General features: G+C 65.0%; 17 protein-coding genes. 2 read left to right on the forward strand and 15 right to left on the reverse strand.

All coding sequences use genetic code 11. The features are described 5' to 3' along the window. Positions 1–959 (reverse strand): acyl-CoA carboxylase subunit beta (locus tag DDF70_RS24420; RefSeq protein ID WP_281024385.1); only part of this gene is annotated, 959 nt, incomplete at its 3' end. A gap of 154 nt (positions 960–1113) precedes the next feature. Between DDF70_RS24420 and DDF70_RS24425 the strand changes: the two genes are divergently transcribed. Then, positions 1114–1491 carry a hypothetical protein gene (locus DDF70_RS24425; RefSeq protein WP_114947397.1) on the forward strand — a complete coding sequence of 126 codons (378 nt, stop codon included), beginning with the start codon at positions 1114–1116 and terminating at the stop codon, positions 1489–1491. Positions 1492–1546: 55 nt separating this feature from the next. Here DDF70_RS24425 and DDF70_RS24430 read toward each other — a convergent pair whose 3' ends face one another. The 3 genes from DDF70_RS24430 to DDF70_RS36890 are packed head-to-tail and all read right to left on the reverse strand — an operon-like array spanning position 1547 to position 3219. Next, complete coding sequence (locus DDF70_RS24430) at positions 1547–2329, reverse strand: ATP12 family chaperone protein (RefSeq protein WP_114947398.1); 783 nt, start codon at positions 2327–2329, stop codon at positions 1547–1549. A 17-nt stretch (positions 2330–2346) separates the two neighbouring features. Then, a complete protein-coding gene (locus DDF70_RS24435; RefSeq protein ID WP_114947399.1) occupies positions 2347–3024 on the reverse strand; it encodes an HAD-IA family hydrolase in 678 nt (225 codons plus the stop codon). A 33-nt stretch (positions 3025–3057) separates the two neighbouring features. Next, the gene (locus DDF70_RS36890) at positions 3058–3219 is read right to left on the reverse strand and encodes a hypothetical protein (RefSeq protein WP_162820632.1); all 162 of its coding nucleotides are present in this window, start codon (positions 3217–3219) and stop codon (positions 3058–3060) included. Positions 3220–3373: 154 nt separating this feature from the next. On the opposite strand from DDF70_RS36890, the gene DDF70_RS24440 reads away from it, so the two are divergent. After that, positions 3374–4900: a sensor histidine kinase gene (locus tag DDF70_RS24440; RefSeq protein ID WP_162820633.1), complete on the forward strand. Its 1527-nt coding sequence runs from the start codon at positions 3374–3376 to the stop codon at positions 4898–4900. A 21-nt stretch (positions 4901–4921) separates the two neighbouring features. Here DDF70_RS24440 and ftsH read toward each other — a convergent pair whose 3' ends face one another. From ftsH to DDF70_RS24495, 11 genes are all read right to left on the reverse strand, one after another. Next, positions 4922–6694, reverse strand: a complete 1773-nt coding sequence (ftsH, locus tag DDF70_RS24445) for an ATP-dependent zinc metalloprotease FtsH (protein WP_245435633.1) — start codon at positions 6692–6694, stop codon at positions 4922–4924. 114 nt (positions 6695–6808) lie between these two features. After that, on the reverse strand, positions 6809–7084 hold the full coding sequence (locus DDF70_RS24450) for a GNAT family N-acetyltransferase (protein ID WP_114947402.1): 276 nt from the start codon (positions 7082–7084) through the stop codon (positions 6809–6811). 274 nt (positions 7085–7358) lie between these two features. Then, on the reverse strand, positions 7359–7943 hold the full coding sequence (locus DDF70_RS24455; protein WP_114947403.1) for a GNAT family N-acetyltransferase: 585 nt from the start codon (positions 7941–7943) through the stop codon (positions 7359–7361). A 320-nt stretch (positions 7944–8263) separates the two neighbouring features. After that, positions 8264–8725 carry a hypothetical protein gene (locus DDF70_RS24460; RefSeq protein ID WP_205772470.1) on the reverse strand — a complete coding sequence of 154 codons (462 nt, stop codon included), beginning with the start codon at positions 8723–8725 and terminating at the stop codon, positions 8264–8266. A 111-nt stretch (positions 8726–8836) separates the two neighbouring features. Next, on the reverse strand, positions 8837–10147 hold the full coding sequence (locus DDF70_RS24465; protein ID WP_114947404.1) for an RluA family pseudouridine synthase: 1311 nt from the start codon (positions 10145–10147) through the stop codon (positions 8837–8839). Between the two features lie 146 nt (positions 10148–10293). Continuing rightward, positions 10294–10680, reverse strand: a complete 387-nt coding sequence (gene crcB, locus DDF70_RS24470) for a fluoride efflux transporter CrcB (protein WP_114947405.1) — start codon at positions 10678–10680, stop codon at positions 10294–10296. 3 nt (positions 10681–10683) lie between these two features. Then, positions 10684–12003, reverse strand: a complete 1320-nt coding sequence (locus DDF70_RS24475; protein ID WP_114947406.1) for a replication-associated recombination protein A — start codon at positions 12001–12003, stop codon at positions 10684–10686. Positions 12004–12065: 62 nt separating this feature from the next. Then, complete coding sequence (locus DDF70_RS24480; RefSeq protein ID WP_114947424.1) at positions 12066–13472, reverse strand: Do family serine endopeptidase; 1407 nt, start codon at positions 13470–13472, stop codon at positions 12066–12068. Between the two features lie 115 nt (positions 13473–13587). Beyond that, positions 13588–14766 carry an aminotransferase class V-fold PLP-dependent enzyme gene (locus DDF70_RS24485; protein WP_114947407.1) on the reverse strand — a complete coding sequence of 393 codons (1179 nt, stop codon included), beginning with the start codon at positions 14764–14766 and terminating at the stop codon, positions 13588–13590. Positions 14767–14776: 10 nt separating this feature from the next. After that, entirely contained in the window at positions 14777–15247 is a 471-nt protein-coding gene (locus DDF70_RS24490) for a RidA family protein (RefSeq protein ID WP_114947408.1), read from the reverse strand. An 83-nt stretch (positions 15248–15330) separates the two neighbouring features. Next, a complete protein-coding gene (locus DDF70_RS24495) occupies positions 15331–16230 on the reverse strand; it encodes a LysR substrate-binding domain-containing protein (RefSeq protein WP_114947409.1) in 900 nt (299 codons plus the stop codon). Positions 16231–16370 lie beyond the last annotated feature (140 nt).

Genomic DNA, 16370 nt, shown 5'->3' on the forward strand with positions numbered 1-16370 from the left:
CCGACCGTGCGGCCCTCGACGCGGCCGAAGCCCGTGATGATGTTCTTCGCGTAAGACTCCTGGATCTCGAAGAAGTCGCCCTCGTCCACGACCTTCAGGATCAGCTCCTTCATGTCGTAGGGCTTGTTCGGGTTGTCCGGGACCAGGGTGTCGAGGCTGTCGTCCACCCGGTTCGGATCGTCGAAGCTCGGGATCTCCGGCACGCCGTCCTGGTTGTTGGCGGGCAGGAAGTCGATGAGGCGGCGCACCTGCAGCAGCGCTTCCACATCGTTGTCATAGGCGCCGTCGGCCACCGACGACTTGGTGGTGTGCACCTTGGCGCCGCCGAGCTCCTCCGAGGTCACGGTCTCGTTGGTGACGGTCTTCACCACGTCCGGACCGGTGACGAACATGTAGGAGCGGTCGCGCACCATGAAGATGAAATCGGTCATGGCAGGCGAATAGACGTCGCCGCCCGCGCACGGGCCCATGATCACCGAGATCTGCGGGATGACGCCGGAGGCGATCACGTTGCGCTTGAACACCTCGCCGTAGCCGCCGAGCGCCGCCACGCCCTCCTGGATGCGGGCGCCGCCCGCATCGAACAGGCCGACGATGGGGGCGCGCATCTTGAGCGCCATGTCCTGGATCTTGATGATCTTCTGGGCGTGCGCCTCGGAGAGCGAGCCGCCGAACACCGTGAAGTCCTTGGCGAAGACGAAGACCGTACGGCCGTTGACCGTGCCCCAGCCGGTGACGACGCCATCGCCGGGGATCTTGACCTTCTCCATGCCGAAATCGGTGGAGCGGTGCTCGACGAACATGTCGAACTCCTCGAACGAGCCCCTGTCGAGCAGAAGCTCGATGCGCTCGCGGGCGGTGAGCTTGCCCCGGCCGTGCTGCGCCGCGATGCGCTTTTCGCCGCCGCCCAGGCGCGCCTGCGCGCGCCGCTCTTCAAGCCGTTCAAGCATGTCTTTCATCGGGGGTCCCTGATGCCGGGGGAATGTTCCTCACCGCTTAGCACAGCCGCGCATGGCCCAAAATCCCACTATGGACGTGTGCTCCACAGCACTTTACGGCCACGCCTTCAAGGATTAGGAAGCCAAATGCAATAACGTTGCTTTGGAGCTCCACATGAAGACGATCAAGATTTTCGCCTCTCTTGCGACCGCCCTCTCCCTCACGGCCGCCGGCTGCGCCAGCCGGTCGGAGGATGTGGCCGCTGCCTATGTCTCCCCCATGGCCTATTCCAGCTACAGCTGCCGTGAACTCGCCGTGGAAGCCCAGGGCGTCAGCTCTGCCGCCGCAGCAGCCGCCGGTGCTCAGGATTCGGCACGCACCAAGGACGTGGTGGCCACCACCGCTGCCGTCGTCATCTTCTGGCCCGCCGCTTTCTTCGTAGGCGGCAACGGCGCTCAGGCTGCGGAGCTCGCTCGCCTGAAGGGCCAGATGCAGGCCATCGAGGCCGCTTCGATCCAGAAGAAGTGCGGAATCGCCTTCCGCCGCTCGTAAGACCTGCCCTGAATGAAAAAGCCGCCGGCGTTTCCCGCCCGGCGGCCCTTCCCGGTTATGGGCTCGCCAGCCTGTACACCTCGGAGGCAGCCCTGAAATCCGCCTCGCGCCGGCGGCGGCGCTCCATGGCTTCGTAATCCTCGCCCCAGACGCTTTCCTGGTAGAGTTCGTCCACATGGGCGGCGGCCCAGGCCCGGTCCGCGTCCATCTGCCGGGCGGCGTGGGCGAGTGCGATCAGCACCGAACCGGACAGGGTGGTCATCACGTGAAGGGCGGCGAGCGCGAAGGGGGACCCGATCTCCTCGATGGCCCTGCGGATGGCCGCGATGGCCTCGTCCGGCTGGGTGACGTGCATGACGCCCTCGCCCAGGGTGAAGCGGGCGCCATGGGTGTTCTTGGCCCAGTCGAGAACCGGACCCCAGGCCTCGTCCTGCGACGCCGCCAGGCGCTCGGGCTCGCCGGCCCGGTAATAGACCAGGTCGGACCCGGCATAGCGGACGAGGTCGTCCACGACCTCCGCCTGCCGGGGCGAGACACCGTCGATGGCGGAATTGACGATGCGCGTGATCGGCATGGTCGAGGGGTCGATCTCACTCCCCTGCTCCTGCCATTCTCGGGCCAGAGCCTCGGCTAGAGCCCGAGAGGGCACCGCAAGAGCCTGCTTGCCCGGCGTCCTGGCGGTGCGCCCGTCCAGGGTCAGGAGGAACAGGCCGTCCCGTTCCTCGACGCCCGCATCCTTGTAGAAGCGCTTAGGCAGGGTGGGCTTCATGCCGGCCTGCGCGGCGCGCATGGGGTTCGGTTCCTCTTCGGAGGGAAACCAGTCGCGTGAATCTGTCATGGTCCTAAAATGGGGTTTCAGGCGGAAATCTTCGAGGGCGTGCTCAGGAATTGCCGCAGAACCTTTTCCAGCTCCGCATAGGAATGGACGATGGGCCCCGCCCCCGCCTCGGTCAATGCGGCGACGGGCTGGAAGCCCCAGGACACGCCGACCGGCAGCACGCTGGCGGCGCGGGCCATGCCCATGTCGAAGCTCGAATCCCCCACCATGACCGTGTCGTGGGGTTGAGCCCCCGTCTCCTGCATGGCCTGCAGGATCATGCCCGGATGCGGCTTGGAAGGAGCATCGTCGGCCGTCTGGATCACCGAGAAGACGTCATGCCAGCCATGCCGGTCGAGGAGATGGGCGACGCCGCGGCGCGACTTTCCGGTCGCGATCCCGAGCAGCACGTCCTCGCGGCTCCGGAGCCATTCGAGGCAGGGTTCGACACCCGGAAAGAGCGGCTCCGCATTCGCCGGATCCTGGCGCAGGGTATGGAAGGAATCCCTGTAGGCCTCGACCAGGCCCGCGATGGGGCCCTTCGGCCCCACCAGCACCGTGAAGGCCTCCACCAGGGACAGGCCGACGATGGAGAGCGAGCGCTCGCGGCTCGGCGGCTCCAGCCCATGGGCGGCGAAGGCCAGCCGCTGGGCGGCCACGATGATGTTCTGGCTGTCGACCAGCGTGCCGTCGACATCGAAGAGAACGAGCTTCAAGGGCCTTTCCCGCTCAAAGGCAGAGCCTAGAATTCAGCTCTGCGGCTTGTCGGCGTGGCAGAACTGCGGTGTGTTGATGTTCCAGTTGCCGCACTTGTCGCAGGCCGTGGCGAGCAGGCCTAGAGTGATGACGGCGGTAACGCGGATGATGCGCTTCATGGTGGGAGCCCCCTTGGTGGCCGGCACCTTATTCAATTATCCCGTCCGCTGCCAGAAGCTGCCGCGCGGAAACAATCCGCGTCTCCCGGTTTTTTACCGTTTGCGTCCTGTACTCTCGCTTAAGCCCTGGGGTAGCATGAGGTTCGAGCCGGAAATGGGCCAAGAAGAATAAATGGTAATGACGGAGCCCATGAACACGGATGCTCTGCTGCACAGGCTCGCGGAACTGGAGCGCGAAAATCGCGAGCTTCGGGCCCGGCTGCAGGCGCATGCGACGTCGACGGAGCCTCGTCCCGGGTCGGCAGGCGGCGCTCATGCCGATGACGGCGAATGGCCGCTTCACGTCAGCGAGAAGAAGCTCAGGCAGATTGCAGATCATCTACCCGCCCTCGTAGCCTATGTGGACACGGATCAGCGCTACCGCTTCAACAACCGCGCGTACGAGACCTGGATCGCGCGCACGCCGGAGAGCCTGTACGGGCTTCATCTCTGGGAGGCGGTCGGCTTCCCGGCTTACGAGCGGACGAGACCCTACATCGAGGCCGTCCTCGCCGGACAACGGTCCGCACACGAGTGGTGGGCACCGTTTCGCACGGGCATGCGCTACGTCAAATCCGAGTATATCCCCGACCGTGCCGAGGACGGCAGCATCGTCGGCTTTTACGTCCTCGCCTCCGACCTCACCGAAACCAAGCTGTCGCAGGCGGCCCTGGCAGAAAGCGAGGCCCGCCTGCGCCTTGCCATCGATGCCGGGCGCATGGCCGTGTGGGAGGTCGAAACCGCCACGGAGAAGGTCAGCGCCTCGCCGGAACTGAACCGCCTGCTCGGTCTGTCCCCGGACGTCCCCCTCTCCACCGAGCAGGTCCGGTCCCTTTACTATCCCGGAGAACAGAAGCGCCTCCGGGACGTCGCCCTCGAGGCCCTCTCGCGCGGGGACCGGCATGTGGAGACCGAATTGCGGGTCGTCTGGCCCGACGGCTCCCTGCACTGGCTGCTGCTTCGCGCGGAGCTTCAGGACGTGGAGAACGGCCTCCCGGCGCGAACCCTGGGCGTGGCGCTCGACATCACGGAGATGAAGAAGGCCGAGGAGCACCAGCAGCTTCTCATCAACGAGCTCAATCACCGGGTGAAGAATACCCTGGCGACCGTTCAATCCATCGCGTCCCAGAGCCTGCGTAATGCCAGCACGACGAGCGAAGCGCGCGCTGCCGTCGAGGGACGCCTGTTCGCCCTCTCCCGGGCCCATGACGTGCTCACTCGCGAGAATTGGGACGGGGCCTATCTGCGCGAAGTCGTCCAGGAGGCCATCGCGCCCTTTCAGGCCGACGGGCACAGCCGCTTCGATCTTCGCGGCCCCGAGATGCGCCTGCCGCCGCGGATCGCACTCGCCATCGCCATGGCGATCCAGGAACTCGGCACCAATGCGGTGAAATACGGCGCATTGTCCAACGAGACGGGGCGCATCGGGATCAAGTGGTCGACAACGCGCCCCTCCGGGTCCGATGCTCAAGGGCTGGAACTCGTCTGGGCGGAAACGGGCGGCCCGCCGGTCATCGAGCCGAGCCACCGCGGTTTCGGCACCCGGCTGATCGAGCGCAGCCTGGCCCACGAACTCCATGGCGACGTCACAATCGCCTTTGCGCCGACCGGCGTCGTCTGCACGATCCATGCGTTGCTGAACGACGGCGACGCGGACCGGGAAGCGGTCCGCGCCTGAACTGGTAGAACAGGCGGCCGATCAGGCCGCCAGTCTCGTTTCCTGCCGCGAGACGATCGCCCGGACTTCGTCGCCCTCGATCGTCTCGTGCTCCAGCAGCGCCTCGGTCAGGGCATCCAGCGCGCCCCGATTATCCTCGATGCAGGCCTTGGCGGCCGCGTACATCTCGTCGATGATGCGGCGGATTTCCTGCTCGACCTCGCGCGGAAGGCTGTCGCCGGAGCGGGCGACGCGGACCATGCCGATGGCCGGGCTCATGCCCCATTCCGTGACCATCTTGGTCACGATGTTGGTCGCATGCGCGATGTCGCTTGCAGCACCGGTCGTCACCTTCTTGGGCCCGAACACGACCTCCTCGGCCGCGCGACCGCCCATGGCGACGATCAGGTCCGCCTCGAGCTTCTCCACCGGGATGCAGAACCGGTCGTGCTCGGGCAGACGCATCACAAGGCCGAGCGCCTGGCCATGCGGAATGATGGTGGCGCTGTGCACCTTGTCCGACGCGGGCAGCAGGCAGGCGCAGAGGGCGTGGCCCGCCTCGTGGACGGCCACGAGCCTGCGCTCCTCGTCCGAGATGACGAGCGTGCGCCGTTCGAGCCCCATGATGATCTTGTTGCGGGCGGCCTCCAGGTGGTCGCGCGTGACCTCCTCAACGCCCTCGCGGGCCGCGAAGATCGCCGCCTCATTGAGGAGGTTGCCGAGATCGGCGCCCGAGAAACCGGGCGTCCCTTTGGCGATGGAGGCGAGGCTCACGCCTTCCGCAAGCTTCACGTTGCGGGCATGAACGCTGAGGATCGCCTCGCGGCCGGAAATGTCGGGCAGGCCGATATGGACCTGGCGGTCGAAGCGGCCGGGGCGCAGGAGCGCCGGATCGAGCACGTCGACGCGGTTCGTCGCCCCGATGACGATCACGCCGGCGGTGGTGTTGAAGCCGTCCATCTCGACGAGGAGCTGGTTCAGGGTCGCCTCGAATTCACGGTCGGCAGCCGATCCGCCGCCGCCGCGCTTGCGGCCGATAGCGTCGATCTCGTCGATGAAGATCAGGCAGGGCGCCTTCTTGCGTGCCTGCTCGAACAGCTTGGACACCCGGCCCTTGGCGATGCCGATCAGAGGAGCCGAGAAGTCGCTGCCCGACACCGCCATGAACGAGACCCCGGCCTCGCCGGCGAGCGCCTTGGCGATCAGGGTCTTGCCCGTTCCGGGCGGCCCGACCATCAGGAGGCCGCGTGGGATGCGGGCGCCCACCTTGGTGAAGGCTTCGGAATCGCGCAGGAACGAGATGACCTCCTGCAGCTCCGCCTTGGCCTCATCCTGCCCGGCGACATCGTCGAACCGGTTGGGGAGGCTGCGGATCACGCGGGGCCACCGGGAGGTCGGCTTGAAATCGGTCTGAATCGCCAGCATGACCAGGACGGCCGCGACGAGCACGAGGGGCACCAGGATGCTCGCCACATGGGCTGCATCGAAACCGGGCTTCTTGAAATCCACCTCGGCGCCGGCATCCGTGATCCGCTCGATGTAGTCGGCACTCACGAGGCCGTTGGGCATGCGCACGAAGACGTCCCTGTCCGTCATCGTGACGGACAGGCCGCCGCTCTCGATCAGGACCTTCTGAACCTTCTTGTTCGCCAGGTCCCGCGTAAAGTCGGAATAGGTGATTTCGGTGGCGGGTTCGGCCAGCAGGCGGGGGCCGATGAACACGGCGGCTGCGGCGATCAAGATGAGGATGGTGGCTGAAACAGCCACGCTTTTCTTGCCCAGAACCCTTCTGGCTTTTTCGAGAACGTTGGTCACGGCGGCGCCCCCATAGCGCGATGTATGTTTTTTGGAGGTGCCGCTGTTTAGTCTATTTTGACGCAGATCGCAGTACGGCGAATAGGCACACCCACCGAACGGGGAGGATGCGCGTCAATTGAGAAGATCGCTGTATTCCTTGTGGCGGCGGATCCAGGCCCAGGCATAGCCGCAAAGGGGCGTGATCGTCAGGCCTTCGGAGCGGGCGATCTCGGCCACGCCGCGCATCAACTCTCCTGCCGCTCCCGTGCCGCGCAGGGGTACGGCTGCTTCCACGTGCCGGATCACGAGATCGGACCCACGCCGTTCGTAATTGGCGAAGGCGATATGCCCGTCCCGTTCCAGTTCGAAGCGATGACGGGCGGTGTTGTCGCGAACCATGCTGCTCATGCCTCAACTCGCGTTACAGAAGCTGTCTGGACCAACGTGGTCCGGCGGGGCACGTTCCGCCAGGGGCTCGGAGGGCGCGGCCGTGGCGTCTCCTCTCCCCAATGGCAGGGAGCGACGAATCGGTGCCGCACACTCCCACGTCATGGCCGGCCTTGTGCCGGCCATCCCGATACCGAAAAGCTCGGCGCTTCATAAAGACGAGATCACCGGCACGAGGCCGGTGATGACGTGGGAGGGTTTCGCCAGGGCATCGCAAGCACGAGAACCAGATTCTTCACCCGAGCCGTTGCTCGAGCCCTGCCTTCACCGCGGGCCACTCCTCCCGGACGATGCTGTAGACCGCCGTGTCGCGGACATGCCCGTCGGGCATGATCATGTGCTGGCGCAGGATGCCGTCGAGCTTGGCGCCCAGGCGCTCGATGGCGGCACGGGATTGGTCGTTGCGGGCATGGGTGCGGATCTCGACGGCGAGACACCCCAAGCCCTCGAAGGCATGCCGCAGCATGAGGAATTTCGCATGGGTGTTGACGAAGGTCCGCTGCCAGGACTTCGCGATCCAGGTGGTGCCGATTTCGACCCGGTGATTGGCGGCATCGATGTTCATGTAGCGGGTAGAGCCGACGACTCGGTTCCCGTCGTTCACCACGGTGGCGAAAGGAAGGGCAAGGCCTGCGGCCTGGAGGTCTAGCGCCTTCTGCACATAGGCCTCGAATTCTTCCGGTCGTGGCACCGTCGTGGTCTTCTTCTCCCAGAGTTCGCCATCGCTGGCGGCCAGCCCCATGGGCGGCACATCGGCGAGGCTCAAGGGGCGCAGGGTCAGGCGGTCGGTGGAGAGGGTGACGGGCTCGATGTGCAGCATGAAGAAGGGCCTTTGCGGTCTGCGGCTTTGTCACCGATTTACGGACGGCTCGCAACGGCTAAGGCAACATGTCTCGACGTCATCACCTCCCGGCAACGACCCTGCCGCTTGGGTCAGCGTTCTCCGTGTCATTCCCGGCCGGAGCGTAGCGGAGGGGAAGGGAATCCACGATCAAGCGCAACGCTATGGATCCCCTTCCCGCACTGCGTGCGCCGGGGATGACAGCGGAACGCCTTACCGATCGGGATGGCCGGCACAAGGCCATCCATGACGGCGGAGGGGTCATCCCTGCCGCGAATAAGCGTTGCCCCGGGCTCGTCTCAGCTCAGCAGATAGACAAGTCCCGGCAAAGCCACCGCCAGGCCCGCCAGGACCCAGGCGCCGAGTGCCGATTGCCAGGTGACGTTGCCTGTCGCGTTGCGCAATCTCTGAGCACAGGTCGAGGCGTCCATCGAGTGTCCGCTCAAGCACGAGCAAAGCACGTAATGGGCCTGACCGTCGGACAATCCGAAATACCGCATGGCATCGCCAAGCCGGTCGCTCGCCAGGCCGTCCGCACGCAGGATGGGATCGTCATAGGCGACCGTGAGCGGCGAGTCGTCCTCGCGGACCAGGGCGCGCTCTGCCGGCGGCTTGAACTCGATTTCACCGAGGGAGTGCAGGCGGCGTGCCGGATCGCGTTCGAGCAGGTCGATCCAACGCTGGAGCCGTTCCTCGCGAGACAGGGGTCTCGGCTGGACGTCGGCGACGCTACGGAGCTGATCAAGAGGCTTGTGTTCCATCGATCTCCTCCTTTGTCTCAAGACAGCCGAAAGACTGGATGAGACACCCGATGCTGCGCGCCATGCGCGGCGAAAGTGCGACGGGCAGGAGGATCGAAGGAGCGATGAAAGCTACTCTTCGGGTGCCTCGACGATGGGATCGTAGCGGCTCGTATCGAGACCGAGGAGGTTGAAGCTCTGCTGCATGTGCGGCGGCAGCGGCGCGGTGACGTCGATGGGCTTTCCGGTACGCGGATGAGCGATGACGATGCGGCGCGCCAGGAGATGCAGCTTGTTCTGGATGCCGCCGGGCAGCTCCCAGTTCTCGATGTCGAAATATTTCGGGTCGCCCACGATGGGATGGCCGATATGGGCCGCGTGGGCGCGCAGCTGATGCGTGCGCCCGGTGACGGGCTTCAGCGACAGCCAGGCGAGCTTCTGCGCCGCCGTATCGACCACCGCGTAATAGGTGAGCGCATGGCTCGCACCCTCGTCCCCGTGCTTGGCGACGCGCATGCGGGAATCGCCCTCGTCGCCTTCCTTGGCGAGGTAGGTCGAGACCCTGCCCTGCCTGACGCGCGGCACGCCGGCGACGAGCGCCCAGTAGATCTTGCGCGTGGTGCGCGCGCGGAAGGACTTGGCCATGGTGGACGCGGCGAAGCGCGTCTTGGCGATGACGAGGCAGCCCGCCGTGTCCTTGTCGAGGCGATGAACGAGGCGCGGCTTCTGCCCCTCGTCGTCCTTGAGCGCTTCGAGCAGGCCGTCCACATGCCGCTTGGTGCCCGATCCGCCCTGGACGGCGAGCCCCATCGGCTTGTTGATGATGAGGACGTCCTTGTCCTCGTAGAGCGTGATCGACTTCAGGAAGTCGCGGTCGTCCTGGTCCTTGGCCGCGTTGCGGGAGACCGGCCGCGGCTGGTCGAGCTTCAGGGGCGGTACGCGGACCTTCTGGCCGGCGGCGAGCCGGTCGTTCGGCTGGGCGCGCTTGCCGTCGATGCGCAGCTCCCCTTTACGGACGATGCGCTGGATATGCGTGAAGGCGAGCTGCGGAAACCGTGCGACCAGGAATCGGTCGACGCGCATGTCGGCCTCGTCGGGCTCGACCACGAGGGTCTGCACGCCCGTTGCCAGGACCTCCTGCGCCTCCGCCCGGGCCTGGGCGCGGGTCGGCCCGCGCGGGGCTTCGACGGCCGCGGGCCGTGCCTGTTTCGCCCGGGCGGCCGGCTTCTCGCGCAGGGCCGATGCCGCCGCACGCGGTTTGCCCGCCGCCGATTTCAACCCGCCCGGCTTCGCCGCCGAAGACTTGGTCGAGGACGACCTGGACGACGAAGGCTTGGACGATGACGACTTGCGCGCCGGCTTGTCGTCACGCGAGCGAAAGTCCTGCCGGGCACCGGAGCGCCCGCCACGACCGTTATTCTGTCCTGAACCGCTTTTTCTCATGGAACTGTGGGTATCAGAGCGCCGCCGAAGCGGCAATCGAGGTTTGGAGCATCGAACGCAGAAGTGGGCACCGGTTTTGCGTGCAAAGACGCGTCAATCCAAAAACTTAAAGCATCGGGCGCGGGTTCGAATTGTCGTTCGATGCTTTAAGCCGCAATCGTGCGAACGAGCCCCAGACCGGCCACCAATCCGGCGATGGAGAGAACAACCGACCCGGCCACGTAGGTCGCCGCGAGCCCGGCCTGCCCCCGCTCCCAGATCAGAACCGCATCGAGAGAGAAAGCCGAGAACGTCGTGAAGCCGCCGAGGATTCCGGTGGTGAGGAAGAGCCGCAGGGGCTGACTCCATCCTTCGCCTGCCTTGAAGGCGAGCCACCCGGCGATGGCTCCCATGATGAAGGAGCCCGCCACGTTCACCGTCAGCGTCCCCCAGGGGAAAGCCGTCCCGCACATGCGGGCGCAGCCGAGATTGACCCCATGCCGAAGCGCGCCGCCGATCCCGGCGCCGAGGAAGACGAGGAGGTAGGATTTCATGGGTTATTCCTTGCCATCCTCGCGCCGCTCCCGGCGCAGCTTCTCCCACCAGTCCAGCCGCTTCCGGATCTCCCGCTCGAAGCCGCGATCCACGGGATCGTAGAATTCCTGCCGGCCCAGCTTCTCGGGCCAGTAATCCTGCCCCGAGAAGGCGTCCGGTTCGTCGTGGTCGTAGCGGTAGCTCTCGCCGTAGCCGATCTGCTTCATGAGCTTGGTCGGGGCGTTCAGGATCGTCTTGGGCGGCATGAGGGAGCCGTGCTCCTTCGCCACCCGGGTGGCGGCCTTGTAGGCCGTGTAGAGCGCGTTCGATTTCGGCGCGGTGGCGAGATAGACGGCGGCCTGCGCGAGCGCCAGCTCCCCCTCCGGAGAGCCCAGGAAATCGAAGGCGTCCTTGGCCGCATTGGCGATGACGAGCGCCTGGGGATCGGCAAGCCCGATATCCTCCACGGCCATGCGCACGAGACGGCGAGCGATGAAGAGCCTGTCCTCTCCCGCGTCGAGCATGCGGGTCAGGTAATAGAGCGCCGCATCCGGATCGGAGCCGCGGACGGTTTTGTGCAGGGCGGAGATGAGGTTGTAATGCCCCTCCTGGCCCTTGTCGTAGATCGGCGCGCGGCGCTGGATGATCTCCTGCAGCTGTTCGGCATCGAAGACCTCGCCGGGCTTCGCTGAGCGCCAGACCTCCTCGGCCAGCGTCAGGACCGCTCTCCCGTCTCCATCCGCCATGCGCACGAGGGACGCCCTCGCCTCGCCGTCGAGCGGCAGGCTTTTGCCGGTCACCTCCTCGGCGCGCGCCAGGATCCGTTCGATGGCCGCCTCGTCGAGAGACTTGAAGAGCAGCACCCGGGCGCGGGACAGAAGCGCGGCGTTCAGCTCGAAGGACGGGTTCTCCGTAGTGGCCCCGACCAGCGTGATGGTGCCGTCTTCCATGACGGGCAGAAAAGCATCGAGCTGGGCCCGGTTGAAGCGATGGATCTCGTCGACGAAGAGCAGCGTACCCTTGCCCATGGACCGCCGGTGCCGGGCGGCCTCGAAGACCTTCTTGAGGTCCGCCACGCCGGAGAAGATCGCCGAGATTTGCTCGAAGTGAAGATCGGTCTCATGGGCGAGTAGGCGCGCGACCGTGGTCTTGCCGGTGCCGGGCGGCCCCCAGAAGATGAGAGACCCCAGGGTCTTGGACGCGATGAGCCGGGTCAGGATGCCGTCCGGCCCGACGAGATGGTCCTGCCCGACAACCTCGGACAGCTGGGTCGGCCGCATCCTGTCCGCCAGCGGACGAGGCGCATTCCGGTCGAGGCCGGCGGATGAAAACAGGTCACTCATGATGGATCAGGGACTCAGGAACAGCCTAACATCCATACCTGATCTCGGTCCCGCCGTCCCGTCTATCGTCCGAGCACCGTCGTAAAGACCCGCCCGCCCCGGCTGACGGTGATTTCCCAATAACCGCCGTTGCGGTTGATCAGGCGATCCGCGTCCTTCGTGGATGCCAGGCGCTCGCCGTTGATGGCGACGATCTGGTCGCCCTTCTCGAAGCCGACGCCGGCGGCAACGCTGCGATCCTCCAGGTCCGCCACGACCACGCCGTCATCAGCGACCTCGATCTGCAGCTCGTCGGCGACCGCTGGCGACATGTTCACGAGGGTCGCTCCGGCGAACGGCGTCCGCGTCTTGCCGCGCACCGGCTCCCGCGAAGGGTTCTCCGGCGGTGGGGTCAGCTTGACCTGAAGGGTCGTCTGTTTTCCGCCGCGAAGCACCGTGAGAGGCGCCTCGCCGTGCGTTCCCTTCAGGGTGAAGCGGTAGCCAAAGGAATCCGGGTTATCGACCGGCTGCCCGTCTACCATGAGGATTGCATCGCCCCGCTTCAGCCCAGCCTCGGCCGCCGGTCCCTTGTCGTAGACCGCGGTCACCAGAACACCCGTCGGACGCTCCAGGCCAAGCCCGCTCGCGATGTCGCCGTCCACGGGCTGGAGACGCGCCCCCAGCCAGGGCCGAACCACGTTCTTGGCGCCACCCTTGGCGGAGTTCAGCACCACCTTGACCATGCTCGACGGAACGGCGAAGCCGATACCGATGCTGCCGCCGGAGCGGGAATAGATCGCCGTGTTGATGCCGACGACGCGACCGTTCATGTCGATGAGCGCGCCGCCTGAGTTGCCGGGATTGATGGCGGCGTCGGTCTGGATGAAGAACTGATAATCGGAGATGCCGACCTGTGTGCGAGCGAGCGCCGACACGATGCCTTGGGTCACGGTCTGGCCGACGCCGAAGGGGTTGCCGATGGCAAGCACGATGTCGCCGACCTGCAGGGCCTCGGAATCGCCGAGTTCGATCGCCTGGAGGTTCGTCGCGTCCTTGAGCTTCAGCACGGCGATGTCCGTGCGCTGATCGCGCAGCAGGATGTCGGCTGCGAATTCCCGCCGGTCCGCCAGCGCGACCTTCACCTCGTTCATGTTCTCGATCACGTGGTTGTTCGTAATCACGAGGCCCGACGAATCGACGATGACGCCGGAGCCGAGGGAGCTCTGCGACCGCCCCCGGGGGACGCCCGGCGCATTGTCGCCGAAGAACCGGCGGAAATACTCCTCCATGGCGGCGTTCTGCCGCTTCTCGGAGCGGCTGGCATAGACATTGACGACGGACCCGGCCGTCTGGCGCACGACCGGCGCGAACGACAGTTGGACCTGCGCCTTGCTCTCAGGGACGACGCGCTGCGTTTGGGCCTGTGCTCCCGTCAATCCAGAGATGAGGGCTGCAGTGACAAGCGAAAAGCGAAGCAGAAACAAGCGCATGGCATCCGAATCCATTCATCGAGTATCAGACTGGATAGAACGTGGTAGCCGAAATGCCAAATAAAAGCCCGCGCTTGCCTGCGCGGGCGCGATGAGACTGACGGACGCGGCTTGTTTAACGCTTCAAACCGGCGATGGCGCCGACCAGCCGCTCGATTTCCTCCTCGGAGGTGAAGTAAGAGACGGACGCGCGTATGATTTCGGCCAAGCCGCGAGATGCCATGTCCAGAGGCGTATAGGCTGCCGCAATGGCTGCGACGTTGATCTTATCGACGGCCAGAGCACGGCGCACATCCTGTGGCGCCAAGCCCTCGATCGTGAATGCCACGATGCTGGAGCGCTCCTGCCCTCCATCATGAACCTGCACTCCTGGAATGTCGGAGAGCTGCACTCTCAGCGTTCCAGCAAGACGATCAATCCGCTGTCGGATCGTTTCAACGCCAATGTCGAGCGTATACCTGATCGCCGCCCCAAGACCGAGCTGAAGAGCAAATGGGTTTTCGCCAGACTCGAAGAGACGAGCGTCATCCCTCGGAACGGGACCGCTATTCACCCAGGGCCCCGAGAGAACATCCAGGTAGGGAGGGATCAGTTGTTCAAGGAACGAACGTCTCACGTACAGCAAAGCCGTTCCGCGCGGCCCCCTTAGATATTTTCGTCCCGCCCCCTTGAGCACATCGCAACCGATGGCTTCCACGTCCACCGGGATTTGCCCCAGCGCTTGACCTGCATCGACGAAATACGGGATCCCCGCGCGCCGTGCGATGCGGCCGATCTCAGCAGCCGGATTGATCAGGCCATTCGTCGCCGGCAGCCAAGTCAAGGCGATAAGGCGAACGCGATCATCGATCATTGCTGCCAGGGCCTCAGGCGAGACACAGCCATCATCCCGACAGGGAATGACCTCGACGCTGGCACCCGCGCGCCTCGCCGCTTGATGGATCGTGCTTAGATTGCCGCCCCATTCATGCCGACCGACGAGAACCCGATCTCCCGAACACAAGGGCGGCAGAGAGGCGAAAGCGAGTCCCCATCCCTGTGAACCGCTTCCCACGAGGGCGATCTCTTCGGTGGACGCATTGAGCAGTCGGGCTGCGGCATGGCGTGTCGCCTGAATGTCCTCGGCGGCGGCGACACCCATTTCGCCTGGACCGTAAAGAGCCTCCCGCTGGAGGTGCTCCACGATTGCATTCGTCACCTGAACCGGGGGAAGCGAGCAGCTCGAATGATTGAAATGCGCCACCATGGAGCAGCCCGGAGTTTCAGCCCGGATACGATTGATATCGATAGACATGAATTCTTCCTCAGAAGGCAATTTCGACGGTGGCATCCACTTCCACGGCAACGCCGCGTGGCAGTGAGGTCACTCCGACCGCCGTGCGGGCGTGGCGCCCGTTCTCCCCGAAAACGGCGACCATAAGATCGGACGCGCCATTGATGACCTGAGGCTGCTGATCGAACTCCGCAATGCAGCTGACGAAACCGCCCAGGCGAACGATACGCCGCACCCGCGCAAGCTCGCCGCCGGCAATGGCGTCGATATGCGCCAGCAGATTGAGCGCACAAAGCTCTGCCGCACGCCGCCCGTCCTCGATGGAGATCGTATCGCCGAGCCGGCCGATATATGCGGGCTGCCCGTTCTCCTGGGGAATTTGCCCCGAGATAAAGATCAGATCGCCTGACCGGGTCCACGGGATATAGTTGGCGACCGGCGTGGATATCTGTGGGAGGGCGAGACCCAGCTCCCGAAGGCGCTCGGCAATGGACTTCGACATATCAGGGCTCCAAATTTGGCGTTCGGAGCGTACGGATCCAGAACTGTCGCCACCAATTCAAACTCTTCAGAGGCTCATGACTCTCACTCATGCATGGATGTCAGGGCCTCGGTTGTAAGCCAGCGCGCGAAAATCTTGGCCTGGTGTTTCGGATGCTCCGGCATGACTATCCAGTAACCGATCTCCTCCGAGACGCGGAAATCCTTGCAGAACTCAATCAGGGCGCCACGCCTCAGGTGATCTGCAATCAGATTGTGCCGCCCCATGGCGATCCCCTGACCGTCGAGGGCCGCCTGAATGACGATGTTGTAATCGTGAAGCATGAGGCTGCGCGCGGATGTCAGGTCTACCCCTGCCCTCTCAGACCAGACCTCCCACTCGAAGGGGGCATTGGAGAAGGAAAGCAGAAGGGGATGTTTCGACAGCTCCCTGGGATCGGCCGGGATCTCGCCTTGGTTGGGAAACGACGGGCTGCAGACCGGAGAAATCGACTCGGCCAGGAACTTCTGGGCCTGCGTCCCGCTCCAGCCGCCGCGGCCGTAACGGATGGCGAGATCTATCTGCTCCGAGGCGAAATCGACCGTACGCGTGGACGGCTCCAGGATGAGATCGATATCCGGATGGGATTCCGTGAATCGGGCGAGACGTGGGATCAGCCAATGAGTTGCGAACGACGCGAGCAGGCTCACCCGCAGCGTCCGGCGCCCCGACCGCCGGATCTCATCTGCGCCCTTGGCCATCAGATCGAGAGCCTCACTCAGATATAACAGGAATTTCGCGCCATCAGGCGTGAGCGCGATAGACCTGGCCTGCCGAATGAACAGACTGACGCCGAGCTCCTCCTCGACCTTGCGGACATGATGGCTGACGGCGCTTTGCGTGATGAGGAGTTCGTCGGCCGCACGGCTGAAACTGAGATGCCGCCCTGCTGCCTCAACGGCCCGGAGGGACGACAGGACTGGCAGGTGCCGGCGCGTGCTCATTGAGGGACACTAAGCCACATCAATGCAATAAAACAACCCGACCGAAGCCACCGGGCAGGAATACACAGAACGATCGGAGGCCCCGATCCCGGCGAAACCGGGCTCGCGGGCGCATCGCCAGTCAGGACAAACAAAAAGGG

Source organism: Microvirga calopogonii, from assembly GCF_003347665.1.
Lineage (GTDB): Bacteria > Pseudomonadota > Alphaproteobacteria > Rhizobiales > Beijerinckiaceae > Microvirga > Microvirga calopogonii.